Source organism: Paenibacillus sp. PvP094 (assembly GCF_040546835.1).
Classification (GTDB): Bacteria; Bacillota; Bacilli; order Paenibacillales; family Paenibacillaceae; genus Paenibacillus; species Paenibacillus illinoisensis.
In genome coordinates, this window is sequence record NZ_JBEPOM010000001.1 from 5,550,500 (window position 1) to 5,568,392 (window position 17,893).

The 17,893-nt window shown below is 44.6% G+C and carries 17 protein-coding genes; 10 read left to right on the forward strand and 7 right to left on the reverse strand.

Going from position 1 to position 17,893, the window contains the following annotated elements; all coding sequences use genetic code 11:
* Window positions 1–3 precede the first annotated feature (3 nt).
* Both ABIC22_RS25195 and ABIC22_RS25200 read right to left on the reverse strand, forming a co-directional pair.
* Window positions 4–627 (reverse strand): hypothetical protein, encoded by a 624-nt coding sequence (locus ABIC22_RS25195; protein ID WP_354484655.1) that lies wholly within the window; start codon window positions 625–627, stop codon window positions 4–6.
* Between the two features lie 101 nt (window positions 628–728).
* Window positions 729–1,574, reverse strand: a complete 846-nt coding sequence (locus ABIC22_RS25200; RefSeq protein WP_354484657.1) for a helix-turn-helix domain-containing protein — start codon at window positions 1,572–1,574, stop codon at window positions 729–731.
* Between the two features lie 120 nt (window positions 1,575–1,694).
* Between ABIC22_RS25200 and ABIC22_RS25205 the strand changes: the two genes are divergently transcribed.
* Together ABIC22_RS25205 and ABIC22_RS25210 are read left to right on the forward strand one after the other, a co-directional pair.
* On the forward strand, window positions 1,695–4,058 hold the full coding sequence (locus tag ABIC22_RS25205; protein WP_354484659.1) for a beta-galactosidase: 2,364 nt from the start codon (window positions 1,695–1,697) through the stop codon (window positions 4,056–4,058).
* Between the two features lie 249 nt (window positions 4,059–4,307).
* Window positions 4,308–5,357 carry a Gfo/Idh/MocA family protein gene (locus ABIC22_RS25210; protein ID WP_354484661.1) on the forward strand — a complete coding sequence of 350 codons (1,050 nt, stop codon included), beginning with the start codon at window positions 4,308–4,310 and terminating at the stop codon, window positions 5,355–5,357.
* Between the two features lie 419 nt (window positions 5,358–5,776).
* On the opposite strand, the gene ABIC22_RS25215 is transcribed toward ABIC22_RS25210, so the two are convergent.
* The 3 genes from ABIC22_RS25215 to ABIC22_RS25225 form a co-directional block, all read right to left on the reverse strand.
* Complete coding sequence (locus ABIC22_RS25215; RefSeq protein ID WP_354484663.1) at window positions 5,777–7,252, reverse strand: DUF4179 domain-containing protein; 1,476 nt, start codon at window positions 7,250–7,252, stop codon at window positions 5,777–5,779.
* Window positions 7,239–7,766 (reverse strand): sigma-70 family RNA polymerase sigma factor, encoded by a 528-nt coding sequence (locus ABIC22_RS25220; protein ID WP_154893204.1) that lies wholly within the window; start codon window positions 7,764–7,766, stop codon window positions 7,239–7,241. Before ABIC22_RS25220 ends, ABIC22_RS25215 begins: the two co-directional genes overlap by 14 nt.
* Before the next feature lie 157 nt (window positions 7,767–7,923).
* Window positions 7,924–9,990 carry a beta-galactosidase gene (locus ABIC22_RS25225; protein ID WP_354484665.1) on the reverse strand — a complete coding sequence of 689 codons (2,067 nt, stop codon included), beginning with the start codon at window positions 9,988–9,990 and terminating at the stop codon, window positions 7,924–7,926.
* A 179-nt stretch (window positions 9,991–10,169) separates the two neighbouring features.
* Between ABIC22_RS25225 and ABIC22_RS25230 the strand changes: the two genes are divergently transcribed.
* Entirely contained in the window at window positions 10,170–11,036 is an 867-nt protein-coding gene (locus ABIC22_RS25230; protein ID WP_354484667.1) for a helix-turn-helix transcriptional regulator, read from the forward strand.
* 43 nt (window positions 11,037–11,079) lie between these two features.
* Here ABIC22_RS25230 and ABIC22_RS25235 read toward each other — a convergent pair whose 3' ends face one another.
* Together ABIC22_RS25235 and ABIC22_RS25240 are read right to left on the reverse strand one after the other, a co-directional pair.
* Window positions 11,080–11,313 carry a helix-turn-helix domain-containing protein gene (locus ABIC22_RS25235; RefSeq protein WP_154893207.1) on the reverse strand — a complete coding sequence of 78 codons (234 nt, stop codon included), beginning with the start codon at window positions 11,311–11,313 and terminating at the stop codon, window positions 11,080–11,082.
* 9 nt (window positions 11,314–11,322) lie between these two features.
* The gene (locus ABIC22_RS25240) at window positions 11,323–11,799 is read right to left on the reverse strand and encodes a DUF2975 domain-containing protein (protein WP_354484669.1); all 477 of its coding nucleotides are present in this window, start codon (window positions 11,797–11,799) and stop codon (window positions 11,323–11,325) included.
* A 167-nt stretch (window positions 11,800–11,966) separates the two neighbouring features.
* Between ABIC22_RS25240 and ABIC22_RS25245 the strand changes: the two genes are divergently transcribed.
* The 7 genes from ABIC22_RS25245 to ABIC22_RS25275 all read left to right on the forward strand — a co-directional run bounded on the left by ABIC22_RS25245 (window position 11,967) and on the right by ABIC22_RS25275 (window position 17,858).
* Window positions 11,967–12,884, forward strand: a complete 918-nt coding sequence (locus tag ABIC22_RS25245; RefSeq protein WP_354484671.1) for a helix-turn-helix transcriptional regulator — start codon at window positions 11,967–11,969, stop codon at window positions 12,882–12,884.
* Between the two features lie 83 nt (window positions 12,885–12,967).
* Window positions 12,968–13,483: a DinB family protein gene (locus ABIC22_RS25250; RefSeq protein ID WP_354484673.1), complete on the forward strand. Its 516-nt coding sequence runs from the start codon at window positions 12,968–12,970 to the stop codon at window positions 13,481–13,483.
* Between the two features lie 43 nt (window positions 13,484–13,526).
* Window positions 13,527–14,096, forward strand: a complete 570-nt coding sequence (locus ABIC22_RS25255; protein ID WP_354484675.1) for a YdeI/OmpD-associated family protein — start codon at window positions 13,527–13,529, stop codon at window positions 14,094–14,096.
* Between the two features lie 91 nt (window positions 14,097–14,187).
* On the forward strand, window positions 14,188–14,937 hold the full coding sequence (locus ABIC22_RS25260; RefSeq protein ID WP_354484677.1) for a YqcI/YcgG family protein: 750 nt from the start codon (window positions 14,188–14,190) through the stop codon (window positions 14,935–14,937).
* A 112-nt stretch (window positions 14,938–15,049) separates the two neighbouring features.
* The gene (locus tag ABIC22_RS25265; protein WP_354486092.1) at window positions 15,050–15,694 is read left to right on the forward strand and encodes a LysE family translocator; all 645 of its coding nucleotides are present in this window, start codon (window positions 15,050–15,052) and stop codon (window positions 15,692–15,694) included.
* Between the two features lie 339 nt (window positions 15,695–16,033).
* On the forward strand, window positions 16,034–16,957 hold the full coding sequence (locus ABIC22_RS25270; protein ID WP_127536573.1) for an ABC transporter permease: 924 nt from the start codon (window positions 16,034–16,036) through the stop codon (window positions 16,955–16,957).
* Between the two features lie 19 nt (window positions 16,958–16,976).
* Window positions 16,977–17,858 carry a carbohydrate ABC transporter permease gene (locus tag ABIC22_RS25275; RefSeq protein WP_154893213.1) on the forward strand — a complete coding sequence of 294 codons (882 nt, stop codon included), beginning with the start codon at window positions 16,977–16,979 and terminating at the stop codon, window positions 17,856–17,858.
* Window positions 17,859–17,893 lie beyond the last annotated feature (35 nt).

The window sequence follows — 17,893 nt, forward strand, 5'->3', positions numbered from 1 at the left end:
TTTTTATTTTTTGGCATATTGTAAAATGGCCGTCGCCGCACGAATACGAAGTTCTTCATCTTCGCTCTGTAATGCATTCTTAAGTACACCTAGAGCTTCCTGTACTGTCCCGTCATCTACGCCAATCGAATGTTGAACTGCCGTTTCCGTTTCGGGAGTTCTTGTAAGCCACGGATCCAATTGAGCCTGTGAAAGTGGATACTCGAATGTTGAAATGATGGAAGCATTCGAAATCAGAGCACGTACCTTATCGTTTATCTCTGTCAGTGGAATTCGCCCCAACCACGTTACGCCTCGCCGATGACATATCGAACCTTCTCTAATACTAACGGAGTCATCGTAAAAGTAATCACCCACATCTCCAACATATACCCACTCATCGTCATGAATTAAGACATGATCTCCATCCTGTATGATGTTTATAAACGTCTGTAGGGTACCTATTACCCCGCTCAGTTCCGATTCAGGTATTACATAATGCTGCCCGATTTGCTCTTTCCATTCTTCAGCCGACAGCTGTTCCAAATCCCCTGTAGCTGGCCAATCGATCCCGATAAAGTTATCTTCCAGGAAGGCTGCAGTTCGATCAGTTCCGTGTATGGTGGATTGGATGTGAAAAAGGTTCATGCTGCACTTGTCCTCCTCTGATACTATAACCGTATTTTACATTATAAACGTTTCATTTGGTTTGCCTTCCACTTCAGCAGCTTATTAGAACAATCTAACAATCACACTTGAAGGTTATTTTTTCGTTTCCGAAATGCTGATGGTGTCTCGCCAAAGGCTTCACGGAATTTTCTTGTAAAATGTATACCGCAGTCGAATCCGACATCCGCAGCGATCTCTGCGATTTGCCGGTTCGTTCCGGCGAGAAGCTGTGCTGCCTTCTCCAACCTGAACTTGTGAACGGTATTTAGAATCGTATCCCCTACCTGCTCCTTAAATAAATGAGAGAGGCGTGAGGTGGATAAACAGCATCGGTTCGCAAGTTCCGGTATGCTTATCTTCTGCGCAGGATGCATCTGCAGATACCGCATGATCTCCGCAATTCGAGGATCTATAGTCACCGGAACATCCGGTGGATAGGTATGTTGAATGTGAATCAACGTCTCCTCCAGGGCCAGCTCGGATAATCTGCGATATTGTTCCGAACGGCCTTCCGAAAATCCGTGACGCACCAATCTTTGAAGAGCATTCTGCAAATCACGCTGTGCGTCTTCCGAAACAATCCGCTGGTAGATGAAACGAGCTGACGTTTCGGGAAGCTTCAACCAAGTACTCCAATTGGGATCGGGTATGAAGTGTACCCATATAAATTCCCAATGATCCTGCTTCGTTCTATAATGGTGCGGAAGCCCTGGCATAAGAATTGCCACATCTCCCGCTGTGCAGGTTATCGAATTCTTGCCATGCTGTATTTCCCCTTCACCGGAAAGCGTATACATTAGTAACCAGTCGATACTCCCTGTTGGTCGATGAATCTCATATCCGTTCAACTCCTTATAATGACCTGCGATCAATATTCCAAAGGACCTGTGTCCAACTATAGCATAATCCGCATGTTTTTCAGCCATTATCACACTACCTCGCTATGATCTGTTCCATTTAAAATGTAGCTGTATCGATATTTCTTTTATTTTTGAACACAGTAGAATTCATCGTAAAGAACATATCACAAGGAGGTTGTCCCAGCAATGAGCCACATCTCAAAATTATCATTAATAGATGCAGACCGTAAGAAAATCCATCCGGGAAAATTGGGTATGCATGGTGGAACCAATCCCAAAGGAGATGCCTTTGGATTCACCAATTATTATATGACTCGTAATGGCGAGCCCTTCATCCCGATCGTAGGTGAATTTCACTTCTCCAGGTTTTCATACTTGTACTGGGAAGAAGAGCTGCTGAAAATGAAGGCCGGTGGAATTCATATCGTCGCTACATATGTATTTTGGAATTTTCATGAGGAAGAAGAAGGGATTTTTGAATGGGGTGGAAATCGAAACCTGCGCCATTTCATCGATCTGTGTGCCAAACTGGATCTGCCCCTCATCCTTCGTATTGGTCCATTCTGCCACGGCGAAGTTCGCAATGGAGGAATTCCGGATTGGGTAGTTTCCAAGCCTATTGAGATCCGCTCCAATGATCCCGGATATCTGAAGCTGACACGCAGACTGTATCGGGAAATCGCCAGTCAGATGAAAGGCAGCCTGTATCAGGACGGAGGACCCGTTATAGCTGTGCAGTTGGAAAATGAATTCATGCACGCCGGAGCACCGAATGAAGCCTGGGGTTACAAAACCGGTAAGTTTCTGTCCTCCGGAACTGGAGGTACAGCTCATCTGGCTGAACTGCGCCGCATTGCCGAGGAAGCAGGCATTCGTCCTCTGTTCTTCACGGCGACCGCTTGGGGCGGGGCAGCCGTTCCTGAGGAAGGCTTTTTGCCCATGCTTGCAGGTTACGCCTATACGTCCTGGCTGCCTGACCAGCCTCCAAGCAAGGAATTTGTATATCGCGATCTTCATATTACTCCGGCGGAGCCCGTTCATTTCGACACGCCTGAATATCCCGTTGCGTATTGCGAAATGGCTGGTGGTATGCAAGTCAGTTATAATGTGAGGCCATACGTCCCGGAAAACAGTATTGAAGCCATGACCCTTGTCAAACTGGCCAGCGGCAGCAATCTGCTCGGTTATTACATGTATCATGGCGGCTCCAACCCCGTCGGCAAGAAGAGTTATCTCAATGAGCAATTCTTGCCGAAAATTACGTATGACTACCAGTCTCCCTTGGGTGAGTTCGGCAGAGTCGGTGCATCTTATGACCGCATCCGCGCCATCTCTTTGTTTCTTGAATCTTTCGGATCGGTCCTTGCTCCGATGAAAACGGTTCTGCCTGAGGGACAGTCTACCATCGATCCGACAGATACAGAGACACTACGCTGGTGTGTCAGACATCAGGACGGCTCAGGCTTTGTTTTTCTGAATAATTTTCAGGACCAGATCGACCTGCCCCGCCGTAAAATACGAATCGAATTGGAAACTTCCAAAGGCAGCGTTGCCTTCCCTGCTGAAGGTGAACTTGAGCTTCCTGAAGGAATCGGATTGATGCTGCCGTTCAATCTGGAACTTCATGGCGTGTCCCTACTTAGCGCAACGGCTCCACTGCTCACCATGATCGACACAAATCAAGACAAAACGATTTTCTTCTATGCACATGAAGGCATGACACCGGAATACGTCGTTTCCAAAACGAATCTAAAGGATGTGCAGTGCAGCGGAAGTGTAATATTGGACCACGGATCTTATTATGTGATTCAACCAAGCGTGGACACAAATAATTCAGTTAACTTCCTAACCACAGTTGGAGATACCGTACGTTTTGTGGTGCTTTCAAGAGAAGAAGCGCAAAAAGCATACACCTTTGAACTATGGGGACAACCAACGCTGGTTATCAGCGATTGTCCCGTAACGATCAGTAATCATCAGCTTATCTGCACATCGACAGGATCTTCCCATATTGCTGTTTCGCTGTACCCCAAGCCAGAGCAAGATTTGCAAACCCAAAGTTCCGGCACTGTTCATTGTCAACACGTGGGTTCCACTCTTTTCACTACCTATACAATAGACCTGCCTGAATATACACCAGAGGTATTGATTAAGAAACCAGCGGAAAAATCGGCCTTGCTGCAATTTGCCGGAGAATGGCCATCCCATGTTCACGATGTATGGCTTGAGGTCGATTATGAAGGTGATGTAGCCGAAGCGTTCCTGAATGGCAGGCTCATAACAGATCATATCTCTTATGGTAAGACCTGGTCCATAGGCTTAAAAGAATTCTACACTCAGCTTGAATTCTCTGAATTACACTTATCCATAACGCCGCAGCGTAGAGGAACGGTCCATACCTTTGTCAATCAGGCACAAATTGAGCGCTTTGAGGGAGTCGAGATCGCCGAGTTCTACCGAATCGAAGCCATTCCGCAATATCAGGTCGCGTTGTATCCGGTTAAAACTGCTGCTGCGATTGGACAACTATCCGTCCCATTCTCCAACTAAGAGCTTATTAAGCCCTGAATCTGTTCAAATCGAACAACTCAGGGCTTTTTGTCATATCGCTGTGTAGGTTAACTCCGAAATAAGATGGATTAAACGTACGTTCAGACTCTTATTGATATTTGTGTTACATATGCTTATTCCAATTCTTTCGTTGTAAATGCTTAGCTTCGTGGTATTCTTGAATAGAAAATACAGGTAAAACACATACATATTTCTTTCAGTAGAAGCATGAGAAGTGAGGAGATTTTTTTGAGTAAACCCATTCGCTTTGGGATTATAGGATTTGGCTGGAGAGCAGAAGCTTATCTGCGGATCGCGAAGCAGCTCCCCCATGTATTCAAGATCAGCGGCGTAGCTGTGCGTAATCCGTCCAAATATGTGGAGGCTGCCAAACGTTGGGGCGTCACCCTTTTCGAGTCATCTTTTGAAATGGCCCGTCATTGTGATTTTCTTCTGGTTGCTGTGTCCAAAACATCCGTTCCTGCCGTCCTTGAAGAACTTGTAACACTACAGGTTCCTCTCTTGGTTGAAACACCGCCGGCTTTTGATGTAGAAAGCTTGAGGACAATGTCCTCTTTTGCCGAGAAAAACGGTCAGATCCAAATTGCAGAACAGTATCCCCCGCTGCCGCATCAACTCGCTCGGATGTCCCTGATCCAGTCAGGGAAACTGGGGCAGGTTCATCATGTTCAAGCATCAGTAGCACACGGTTATCATGGGATCAGTCTGATACGAAACTGGCTGTCGCTCACGGATATCAGCTGCGAAATTGTCGGCCGCCGCTTCGAACTTCCCATTCTGGAAGTACCTTACCGCGGTCGACAAGTCCAGGATCGAATCGAGAATGAAGTTCAAGAGATCGCCATGTTATCTTTTCATAACGGCAAGAGTGCTGTGCTGGACTTCACCCGTTCTCAATACTTTTCGCCTCTCCGTCAAAACCGGGTTCTGATTCGCGGGTCCCATGGGGAGATACGGGATAACGAAGTCACGATCAGCTTGGGGACCGATACGTATGATACATACTCCATCCACCGAATTCAAAGCGGCATGGAAGGAAGTCTGGGACCGCTCTCCCTCCGTGAGCTACGCGCAGGACAAGAGTGCCTGTACCGTAATCCCTTCTCTTCTGTACCTTTTTCCGATGAAGAGCTGGCTATGGTTGAAATTTTGACGCGCATGTCTGCCTTTGTGAGAGAGAATATCCCTTTTTATCCCCTGACCGAAGCTCTTAAGGATGTGCGTTTGTCTCTCGCCATCGAGAAAGCAATCTCAACTCAAGAATCGGTAAGCATCTGATTTTAATTAAGTCATCTGAATGAATCGTTTAACGAAATTGCTCTTTGAAAGGTGTTCATACATGTTTGCAAGCGTAATTACAGGTTCTATATTCTTATTTCTTGGGCTGTGGTATGTCATATATCTTATATCCCAACATTCCAAGGATCCGGGCCGTTCATCGGCCCGAATCATGAGAGTGATCCTAGCCATATCCATCATTGTTCTACTGGTTCAAGATTACATATTCAAAGAAATACCTTCAAATACCATATTAATATTCGTTTTTATTGTTGTTATGATCGTCACTAGTTCATTGCCTGGTATGAACAGAAAGAAAAAATAAGTATGATGCCAGGATGGGCACAAATTTTGAACTCATTCATTAGTCACTAAAAAAAACGAACTTACTCCATCTCGGGAATAAGTTTGTTTATTTGCTAATCATTTAGTAAAACGGACCAGTTAGGGTCGTTGTATCGTTTATCAACTACTTCCCTTTCCATGGTGAGCTCCTCCGGAATATGATCTAATTCTTCAATTCGGAATTCATAAGGGGATTTCATGTTACGATCTCCCATGCTGATAAATCCCTTTCGCCACTGATCGGGCAAACTATTTTCCAGACTCGATGCACCTCTCTTACTCACGATATACTGTTTACCCTCCGAATCATATGCAGTCCACAACTCGTGACGAATTTCGTTGTCCATACTCCCATAAAATAAGACAGCCAGTTCATCTGTTTTGTCTCCTCTTTGTGATTTCTCCAACGAAGTCCCAATGACGTCTATTCTATCCTTCAAAACCTTAAATGATTTGGGCTCGGATAACTCCGCAGGTCTAAAAGAAAACTTGCTACCATCCACTTCAGCAATAGAGTATCCATCCAATACAAAACGGTAAGGTTCATTCTCAGGGAGATACTTAAAAGTATAGCTCCATCGCATTTTTCCTTTTTCAATTACACTATAATCAAATGTCATAAGGCTATCCATGTAACCAAGTTTCCTTGGATTTACTGAGTGTATTTCCTCTTTGTCTAGGTTCTCAAAGTGAAAGCTAAGTGCTTGTTTTTCCCACAAATCACCGGGAGATCTTGCCATTGCTGCATCATCCAATTCGGTCTCCAATTCGAATCGTACTCCCTGTACCATTCGTGTGATCCTTTTTAAATGGACAGTCATTCCATGTGGTGTTGTATAAGTTCCAGAGAGTTCCTCAACTCGGGTCTTGCTATTTGCCTCTTTCATATCCAGGTCAAAGCTAAAATCCCAATTCCCTTCTATAGAAGGTACATTTCTGTTACCAAGCGTATTAATATTCCCTTCGATCGTAATCTTGTCCGTCTGCAGCGGCTCACTAAAGAATTCAACCATATAATAAAAATCATTTGTATATCCCATATCATACATGCTGCCCACGGTGTTTCCTTTATCATCTTTAATCGTTATGTTGTTTTGTTCTCCAAGAATAAGCCTTTCGCGTTCATGCTTTCCCTTTTTATCAAAAAGCTGAAGTGCAACTGTCACCCGTGTAGGATCTGCTACAGCTTCCTCAATGACAAGCGTATACCCTTTGTCCTTCACTTTAATATGTGGATTATGCACCAACCCCAGTTCCTGCGCTCGAAGCAGCCCGATATCGGGGTTGTCCTTGGCAAACAAAGATCTGATCATTTCAGCAAATGTTGGTACGGTATAGATCGTAATTGCACCTATGGCAAAAAAGAGTGCTATTACTGCGGCAGCCCATCTCCACTGTATAAAGTATGATTTCTTTTTCGACTTTTGCTCAGAAAGTGAAGAAAGAGCGTCCTCCACCGCTAATTGGACTGTATCAGGGATGATTACGTCTCGTGTTTTTGACTTTAGAAATTGCTTTATCTTGTGATCAACTGGATCATGATAACTCATATTTGTCTTCTCCTTCCCCTAATACAAGCTCCGATAGCTGCTTTCTTGCCCTGAACAAACGTGACTTTACAGTACCTTCAGAAACTTCGAGCACGTTGGAAATGTCCTTGACCGACATATCCTCGATATAAAATAGCGTGACAATGGTTTGAAGCTGTACATCCAGTTCGTCAATCACCTCAAACAGCTCAATTTGCTCGTACTCATCCTTATAAGATGTCTTTCTTAAATCATAAGGAATGAGGGATACTCGCTTCTTTTTTCGATTGATCTGATTGCACTCGTTAATCAATATCCGAATAACCCATGTTTTAAAATAAGCAGGCTCTTTCAGTGTATGTACATTAGAAAATGCTTTGGCAATGGTCTCCTGCATCGCATCTGCACAATCTTCGTTGTTCTTAACAATTGATCTTGCGATAACAAAGAGGCTCTGATGTACCGCTCGTATTAATAACACAAATGCTTCCTTATCCCCTTTTCTCGCAAGTTCTGCATTCTCAATTAAATCCACGAAGATCTCCCCTCCTTCTCAAACTATCTATTCATTAGATACTCAAAGACTTCATTTGGTTCATAAAAGAATTCTAATAATTTCCCGGTAAACTATACCTTACTTATTATCCAACTAAAAAACAGCCGAACATAGTAAGTTCGGCTGTTATCTTATATCACTTATCTATCTCAAAAATGAAAACACCATATGCAGACATTTTGATTTCATTCTTATAGGATGTTCCCGTTAGTAACTCTCTCGTTTCCTTCTTGAGCTTGATGGAAACCTCCTGGTCCGAGTAGTTGAGTAAGAATAGATATGCTTTATTCTTGGCGGAACGGATGCCGATTTCAACTTCGGAAGGTACTTCTATCAGGTCATCAACCGGCGAAGACAGCCCTATTTCATCCATGAGAGCATCAACGATTGGTTCATTGTAAGCGGCCCCATAATACCATACCTCTCCTTGACCTACTGCGCGCCTCGTCATCGCAGCACTACCTGCATAGTATTCGGAAGCATATTCGGCGACCACCTGTACCTCTGGATGTTCCACATGAAGAATTTCGTTAAATCCAACCGATTCTAATCCGTGAGACCACTGCTCACTTGTACCCTTCCATTGCAACTTGGCCCCAGTCACGGTTCCTTTGACTAAGGTAAAATCCTCTACAGTTACTCCACATAACGCTGCAACAGCTCCTGGAAATGGCCTCATGTAACAATGTCCCTTGAGATCCTTATATCCGGTCCGTGCGCCGAATAACAGGGTACCTCCATGGCTGACGTAAGCTCGAAGAAGTTCTGCTGTTTCGTCTGTCATGATTGCGGGATGAGCATAGATAATCACCTTATATTTGGACAGATGTTCCAGTAGGGTCGTTGGTCGCAGAGTAACTAGATCTGTAGGGATATGGCGGTATTGCAGCTGCTTATACCAAGCGCGTGTGCTTTGGTGGTGAAGCGGACCATGCCACTCGTCTAACTCTCCGTCCCACATATTATCGTAATCCTGCAGGATGGCAACGTCAGCATGATATGTCGTACCTGCAATAACTCGTCCTATTTGGGCAAACTCTTCGCCCACTTGTGCAACTTCACGCACTCGCCTGTTGGGTTGATTGTGGTAATCATTGATACCGTGCCAATACATCTCGGTTCCAAACGTTGCCGTACGCCAGCGGAAGTATACAAGTAGGTCTGTGCCATGAAGAACGGATTGGTATGACCATAATCGGATCTGGCCCGGTCTTGGCGTGCCCATACCTATACTATCAACCCAGCCGCCTGGACCAGACTGCTGTTCCATTACGCAAAAATTCGGCGACATGTTGCGTACGTTCGACAATTTCATGCTCCAAGCCCGGTCTTGCAATGGCTTCTCGTCCTCATCAGGAAATATTGTGGCAAATTGCGGATACGAATCATAGGAAAAGAAATCAAGGAGTTCATCCGTCAATTCATGATTGTCTATATGTCCAAACGTACCGTTTGTCGTGATCCAATGTTCCGGGTCCAATTCACGAATGATATCCACCTGAAGCTTGGCAAATGAAATGGTATTCGCCGATATGAAGCGCTTTTCATCCAGCGCCAGGTGGGGATTGGGCGATGAATTGACCATGTTCCGTGTGAGATATATTTGTTCCCACGCCGTATAGGTCTGACTCCAAAATACCGTACCCCATGCCTGGTTCAGATGTTCCAGTGACCCATACCGATTTCTCAGCCACTCACGGAAAGCGACATGGTCTGCCTCAGCATAGAAAACATTGATATGGCAGTTGAGTTCGTTATCGATCTGCCATCCAATGACTGCCGGATGATCTTTATATGCCAGAACCATGTTCCGCACTATCTTTTCACATTGCTGCCGATAGATCGGACTGCTGTAATTGTTATGTCGTCGCATGCCGTGCCGATACAAGACGCCGTCCTTATTCGCATTTAACACTTCAGGATACTTTTCAGTTAACCATGCTGGCGGAGTTGCAGTCGGTGTCCCCAGAATGACACTTAAACCATATTGGTGCGCAAGATCCATCACCCGCCCAAAAAAACTAAAATCAAATCGGTCTTCTTCCGGTTCCATGATGGACCATGCGAATTCAGCCATTCGAATAACCGTAATATTCATCTCCTGCATCCTGCGGAAGTCGTCCTCCCATAATTGCTCATTCCAATGCTCGGGGTAGTAACAGACACCCAGTTTTAATTCGTCCACGTGTATTGATTTCGCCATCTCATTGTCCCCTTTAACTACGATACTGACTCCATTCTATTGGACCAATCGCGTATATTAAATGACAAGATTATGCGACTTATAATAAAATATTGTCATCAATAACTAACGATACAACGGATGACTTGCTTTATTATAATGATATACATCAAAATATTGCGTTCAACTGGAGGATACGCGTGAAAGAACACCTCTTTCTCCCTAAGCCGGTTTTTCCCCGGCATGTATGCTTTCCCGATTTTATTGGAGGCTACAGTGACTTTCCGAAGCATCGTGTAAATCGAGAGTATCGGACCAAAGAAAGTAATTTGGATCAATGCTATAATTTGCATCTTGTATATGACGGGAAAGGATTTCTGCACAGCGGGACCAATTCTTATGAGTTAACGCGTGCACAGGGATTCCTCTACGGTCCTGGTCTCAGGCAAACATATCATTCGGACTTTGATGACCCCTGGAGTATTCGTTGGATTCACTTCTACGGTATTCGTCTTGAAGAATTATTGAATGGAAAAGGAGTGGATGAGCCATGGCTGTTTCAATGTTCCAACTTTCCAATGATTACAGCTCTGATGGACCGGTTACTGGAGATAGGCAGGGGATATCAGGTTGACGATGAGCACAGTATGGCCGCAACGTTGTATGAACTTTTGACAAGATTACAGTCCGGAGCGAGCCAAATCAATGTTTCCATGAATCCAACCGCAGAGCGGATTCGTGAAGCAGCAAATTATATCCGCTCCCATAGTAATGAGCACATCACGCTAGAACAAGCAGCCGGGATCGCCGGTTATAGTACTCCATACTTTAGCCGCAAGTTCAGTAAAACGATTGGAATCTCTTTTCCGGAGTTCCTAATGGAATCCAGGTTGTTGCATGCGAAGCAATTATTAGCTACGACCAATCTTTCCATTAAGCAAATTACCTTAGAGACAGGGTTTTCCCAGTCAAGCTACTTCATTAGATGTTTTCGAAGTCAGGAAAATGTCACCCCACTGCAGTTCAGAAATATTCACAATCATATGAAAGAGGAACATTTTTCATAAAAGAAGACTCTGCACTCAACATGCAGAGTCTTCTTCATCGTTATCAAGACTGCTCAATGGAATCTTCGTCTTCATCCGCTCTATATTCCAATAGATCTCCGGGCTGACAATCCAGCGCTTTGCAGATTGCCTCTAACGTGGACAAACGTATCGCTTTTGCCTTCCCGTTCTTCAATATGGAAATATTGGCGATCGTGATTTCAACTCTCTCCGCAAGCTCGGTAACTGTCATTTTCCGCTTTGCCAACATCACATCAATATTGATTATAATGGCCATGTCTTCACCTCAAACCACTAGGTCATTTTCGGATTTAATATCAATGGCTTCCTGTAACAGTCTTTGGAGAACAGCGGAAAACACCGCAATGACCAGCGAAGCAAAAATAGGAACCATCCCAACAATAATAAGCCCAGGGGCATCATCCTTATCTGCTACAAGAAAAACGAACGGCAGCATCACGAGATATAGGCTACTGATTACAATAGCACAATATTTTATGATTTTTAAAGAACTGACCGAAATTGAAGAGAAGGCCTCGTTCTTATCGATGTAGCTCAGGAGACGGAATGACTGGAACAGAGCAATGATAAACGGTATGACAGAGAGGTACATAATGACCACAATAGGATATAGCGAACCGGCATAATTCGGATTCACCGGATGATTCGCTAACCAAGGTATGCCGAAGATGCATAAAGCTAGAATGGGAAGCCCAATAAGCAGTACAGCCATTTTTAAGAAGATCGTTGAACCTCGTTTCACAAAAAGCACCTCACTTGTTTTAATTGATTTGAATTTATCACACAATTTATCGTTTTACAATAAATAATTATTGATTTTTATTGTTTTATTATTGTTAAGCAATCACTTGTGATATAATAACGACCAACGATAACGAATAAAAACGGTGGACAAGGCGGTCCTTACTCATGAAAATGGAACGATTAATCTCTATGATCTATAAGCTGCTGAACAACGAAGTTGTCTCTGCTTCCATGCTTGCCGAAGAGTTTCAGGTATCCCAAAGAACCATATATCGGGACATCGACGTGATCTGTGCCGCCGGCTTTCCTGTGGTTTCCTATCAGGGGATGAATGGCGGGTATGGCATGATTGACGGATACAAAATGGACAAAAGCCTGCTCGGGTCGTACGATGTTCACTCTCTGATTACGGTTCTTCGCAGCCTCTCCACTGTATTTGAGGATGAGCGTGCACAGGGCACGATTGAACGTCTGCAAACGGTCGGGTCTGATCAGCAAACCCCGACCTTGGCGGTTGACTTGGAAACTCACCGTACGGATCACTATGCACTTCGCGAGCTGCGGTCGGGGATCATGAATCATATCGTTGTGCACTTCGATTACATTAACAACCAGAATGAACGCACAACCCGTGAGTTGGAACCGGTGACGCTTTATTTTAAATATCGCAATTGGTACGTATATGGTTTCTGTCGGACACGTCAGGATTACCGGGAATTTCGTCTATCCCGAATGATGAATCTCTCGCTGACCCAAGAATCATTCCTACCGCACAATGAGGTGCCAAGAGAGACTTCTTTGCAAAATGAGGAATGGCAAAATCAAATAAGTGACGTTGTCTTTCGGGTTGCTCCTGAGGCATTAGCGGAAGCGCTGGACCATTTCCATCAGGCAGAGAAGCAATTTAATGAGGACGGAAGCATGACCATGCGAATTTCCGTTTACCAACCCCTTCAGGCAAGGTGGCTTCGATCATTTCTGCTGAGTTTGGGCAGTGGAGTCGAAGTGATGAAGCCTCGAGAACTTCGAGGGATTCTGAAAGAACAGCTCCAACTAGCAATCCTGCTATACGAAGAAGTATGACACTCTGTTGTCATACTTCTTTTTTTATAATCACTACAGATTCAAAAACAAAAATCATTGTATTACAAAAGGAGACCTTTCAAATGACGAATTATCCAGTGGAGATGCTGAATTACCACACGTGGGCCAACCAAACCATCCTGGGCAGAATCAAGGAATTGCCCTCTTCTGTACTAAGTCAGGAATTAAACAGTTCGTTCCCCACCCTCGCCCATGCCCTAAGCCATATCTACGCAGTCGATCAGATGTGGTATCTCGTTTTATCAGGTATGGAAATGCGTGAATCGCTGCAAGAGTGCATGCCATTAAATGAAAAAACACTCCTTACCGTCGAAGAGTACATGGACACTTATGCGGAATTGGCAGAACGATACCATGAATGGATACAGCGTCAAACCGATTTGGAGCAAACCATCACACTTGATAATCCATACGCCGGCATATGTGAAACAACATTGTCCAACATGCTGCTTCATGTGGTGAATCACGGTACTTATCACAGGGGCAATGTATCTACCATGCTGCGTCAATTGGGGCATGCGTCCACCATGAACGACTATTGTCTGTATTGGTATCAGCAACCCGTGCAGTCCAATTAAATGAACAACGAATCAGGCTAGTAAGGATTGGAGCAGTCGAACAATGGAAATTCAGAATTTACTCTCTATAAACTCAAGAGAAGACTTAAGATCATGGTTTCAGACCCATTGCAGGACTGAAACTTCCTGCTGGGTTATTGTAAGTATGACTCCAAAGCCGGATACGCTATTTTATTTGGACGTCGTGGAAGAATCCCTTTGCTTTGGTTGGATTGATGGGCTGAAGAAGAAAATTTCTGACACAGCGCTAGCACAGAGACTGTCACCCCGAAGCCATAACAGTTCCTGGACAGAATTGAACAAAGAACGGGTAAGACGTCTTGAAAAATTGGGATTCATGAGGGATGAAGGAAGACGGGTACTGCCGAACATGGAGATTGATTCTTTTCGCATTGCTGAGGATGTTGAGATCAGGCTCAAAGAGGATACACAGACTTATGAGAATTTCATGGCTTTTCCCGCTTTATATACAAGAGTACGGATCGACACGATCCAGAGCGTTAAGAATCAACCTGCAACGTTTGATCACAGATTGGATAAATTCATTACACACACAAGAAATAACAAAATGTATGGACAATGGCATGACGGTGGGCGCCTTCTGAATTATTGAATATATTCACCCGCCTACCCTATCGAAGTGATGTGGGACAGTCACCAATTTGCCTCTGGACGATATCCTATAGGTAAAAGGAGGACTGTTCATGTCGCTTTTGTATCAACATTCTGAACTGGAGAATAACGATGCTCCTCTGGAAGAATGGAAAAAGGATGCCTACCGCTTGTTTGCCTCCAAAATGAGTGATCGGGAAGCACGTTTCCCTTGTATTCCGGCGACGCAGGCTTTCGCCATGGGTCATCTTCGGTATGGCTTTGTTTCTGGCTCAGATCACCAGCCCACCGATCGTAAACTCGCGGAGATCATTTCGGAATACGGCCGGGCCTCGCGTTCTTTTGGTGAATATTCTTCATTGATTGTCTTTCTTGAATTGAGGGATACAACAAGAACGGTTTTGGAGTATGAAACGTTTTTTTGGGGACTGTTAAGCCAGGTTAGTGATTTGGATGTAAAGCCATGGCCGGAAGATATACCGGAGAACCCGGAGAATCCCTTATGGGAGTTTTGTTATGACGATGAACGTTATTTCGTTTATTGCGGAACACCTGCTCACACGTTCAGGCAGAGCCGAAGTTTCCCATATTTTATGCTCGCTATGACACCTCGCTGGGTTCTTGACCAGTGGAATGCTCATCCCAAGAAAGCTGCTGCCATCGGGCCCAAGATTCGTGAACGACTTGCCGAATACGATGCTGTACCCGCTCATCCTGAATTAAAACAATATGGATCGCATGGGAATCTCGAATATAAGCAGTACTTTCTTAGAGATGATGATACCTCCCCTTCTCGTTGTCCTTTTCTTCGTGCTCTCCAAACGGAAAAGATTCAGGAATAGAAGTTTACCCTTCCTTGTCCTAAAAGAGGCCTCCTTCGAATAAGCTGTACTCTGCAGATATTAGGAGGAGCGTCTCATTAACCGGATTCAGGAAAGGGAAATGATTATGGACATGGAACTGTATATCAAATATGTTCTGATTGGACTAGCTATCGCCATGCCAGTCGGAGCAATCACCGTAGAGATGACCAAACAGGGCTTGAAGAATGGCTTCATTCACGGCTGGGCTGTTGGTTTGGGTGGAATGACCCTGGATACCGCATTGATCCTTGCAATGTATTTTGGATTCGCCTCCATCCTTTCGCTGCCTTATGTCCAGATTCCTCTCTGGCTTGTTGGAGCCGGTTTTCTTGCCTATCTCGGCTATGATTCAATTCGAAATGCAGACCAGGATATCACACCAGCCGACGAGAAGGTGAAGAAATCGTTTTGGAAAACGTACCGTAACGGCCTGCTTGTAGCCATTTCCCCAGGTAATCTGATCTTTTGGGTTTCCGTATTCGGAGCCGTGCTGTCTGATTCCTATCGTTCAGCCGGGAAGGAAAGCTTCGCTATTGCGGCTTGTGGTGTGCTGTGCGGTATTCTGATCCATGACCTGGGTCTGGTCTCTCTGGTTTCTATCACACGAAAAGTGATGAGCCGAAGAATGATCCATTGGGTTTCCATTGCAGCAGGCATACTTCTGCTCGGGTTTTCGTTTTATTTTTTGTATGAGTTCGTTCTTTCTCTCTGGACATATATTCAGTTATTACTTTAGCTGGTTGGACAACCCTCAAAATCTTAAAGCAGTCCGAGATAGATAAGGAGCCCGTTTTTAGGGTTCCTTTTTTTGTTGTGTCTTCATAGACATGTGCTTCCTGATGGCGTTATATCGCTGTTTACACGGAAAAAAGCAAGTAATGAACACCGGCGCAACGGATGACTACACGCTGTAACATCGCGCTATTCCGCACGCTAAGGACCATCTCCACAATCAAGGACTATCGACGGTAATTTCATCCCGCCACTATGATACAGCTATGGTTGCATCCCCATATGAGACTCTTGAGGAAAGGAATGAAGTCAGATGCAAAGAAATACAAAAGCTACCACACTCATGTTCCCCGCCTCCAGAGCACCAACGCTGTTAGGCAGAATGGTAAGAAACCGATGGTTGTACTTCATGCTTCTGCCAGGCCTGCTGTACTTTCTTATATTTAAGTACTGGCCCATGTATGGAATACTCATCGCCTTCAAGGATTACCAGCCATTCCTTGGCTTCTGGGATAGTCCTTTTGTAGGGCTCAAACATTTTGAACGTTTATTTAACGATCCTAACTTTATCGTTCTTTTCCGGAATACGCTCATGCTTGCCATGCTCAACATTCTGTTTTTCTTCCCCTTACCCATTGTTATTGCACTTATGTTAAATGAACTTCGCCACCACTTGTTTAAGCGAACTATTCAGACACTGGTGTATATTCCGCATTTTATGTCATGGGTAGTTGTCGTGGGGATTGCTTATATTTTCTTAACGACAGAAGGTGGTATCGTCAACGATCTTCTGGTGTACTTTGGCTGGGATAAGATTAATTTCCTGGCGAGCAATGAGTGGTTTCGAACCATCGTTACTGCTGAGGTGATCTGGAAGGAAACGGGCTGGGGAACGATCATTTTCCTTGCCGCGCTGTCAGGGGTCGATCCACAGTTGTATGAAGCAGCGCGGATGGATGGAGCGAACAGACTTCGCCAGCTCTGGCATATTACGCTGCCTGCCATTCGCAGCACCATCATCATTCTGTTGATTCTTCGTCTGGGGAACTTCCTAGATACTGGTTTCGAACAGATCTTCCTGATGCTCAACGCCATGAACCGTGAAGTCGGGGAAGTATTTGATACTTACGTATACTCCGTAGGGATTAGCCAAGGGCAATACAGCTTCAGTACCGCCGTTGGTTTGTTCAAGTCTTTGATTGGTTTGGTGCTCGTAGTTGTAGCCAATCATCTGGCCAAGAGGTTTGGTGAAGAAGGAATTTACTAAGGAAGGAGCTCATCAAGGAATGCCTATCAAACCTAGCGTGGGAAGTCGAGTTTTCGATGTACTGAACATACTGCTGTTGACTGTATTTGCTCTGCTCACGGTACTACCCTTCATATATGTTATTGCTGGCTCCTTCGCCACCCAGAAGGAATTATTACTACGTGGGTTCATTTTGTTTCCAACAGAGTTTACACTGGATGCATACAGGTACATCTTTTCAACCCCCACACTTGTCAAAAGCTTGCTTGTTACCATCTACATTACCGTGTTCGGCACGCTGATCAACATATTTTTGACCTGTTTAATGGCCTATCCATTGGCTCGAAGGGACATGGACTTCCGCAAACCGATTCTCATGCTGATCGTTTTTACGATGTTATTTAGTGGTGGCATGATTCCAACGTTTCTCGTGGTCAAACAGTTAGGTATGATTAATACGTACTGGTCCTTGCTTATACCTGGAGCCATCAGCGCTTTTAACTTAATCATTATCCGGAACTTCTTTCAGCAGCTTCCCGAGAGCTTGGAAGAGTCAGCCAAGATCGATGGATGCAATGATTTAAGCGTATTTTTTCGCATCGTTCTGCCTCTTTCCATGCCGGCAATCGCTACTTTCTCCCTGTTTTATGCGGTAGGCCATTGGAATACTTACTTTAGTGCTGTGCTTTATATTAACGATAACACCAAATGGCCAATTCAAGTGCTATTACGGCAGTTCGTTATTTTGGCTTCTGGTGGAATCGGGGACTCCACTGCCATGGAATCAGACTATGTTTCCCCACCGGAGCAATCTATCAAGATGGCTGTCATTGTTGTATCCACTCTACCGATCCTGCTCGTGTATCCATTTTTGCAAAAGCATTTCGCCAAAGGCGTATTACTTGGTTCTGTAAAAGGCTGATCGTAACTTAAATCATGAAATCACGATTAGGGGGA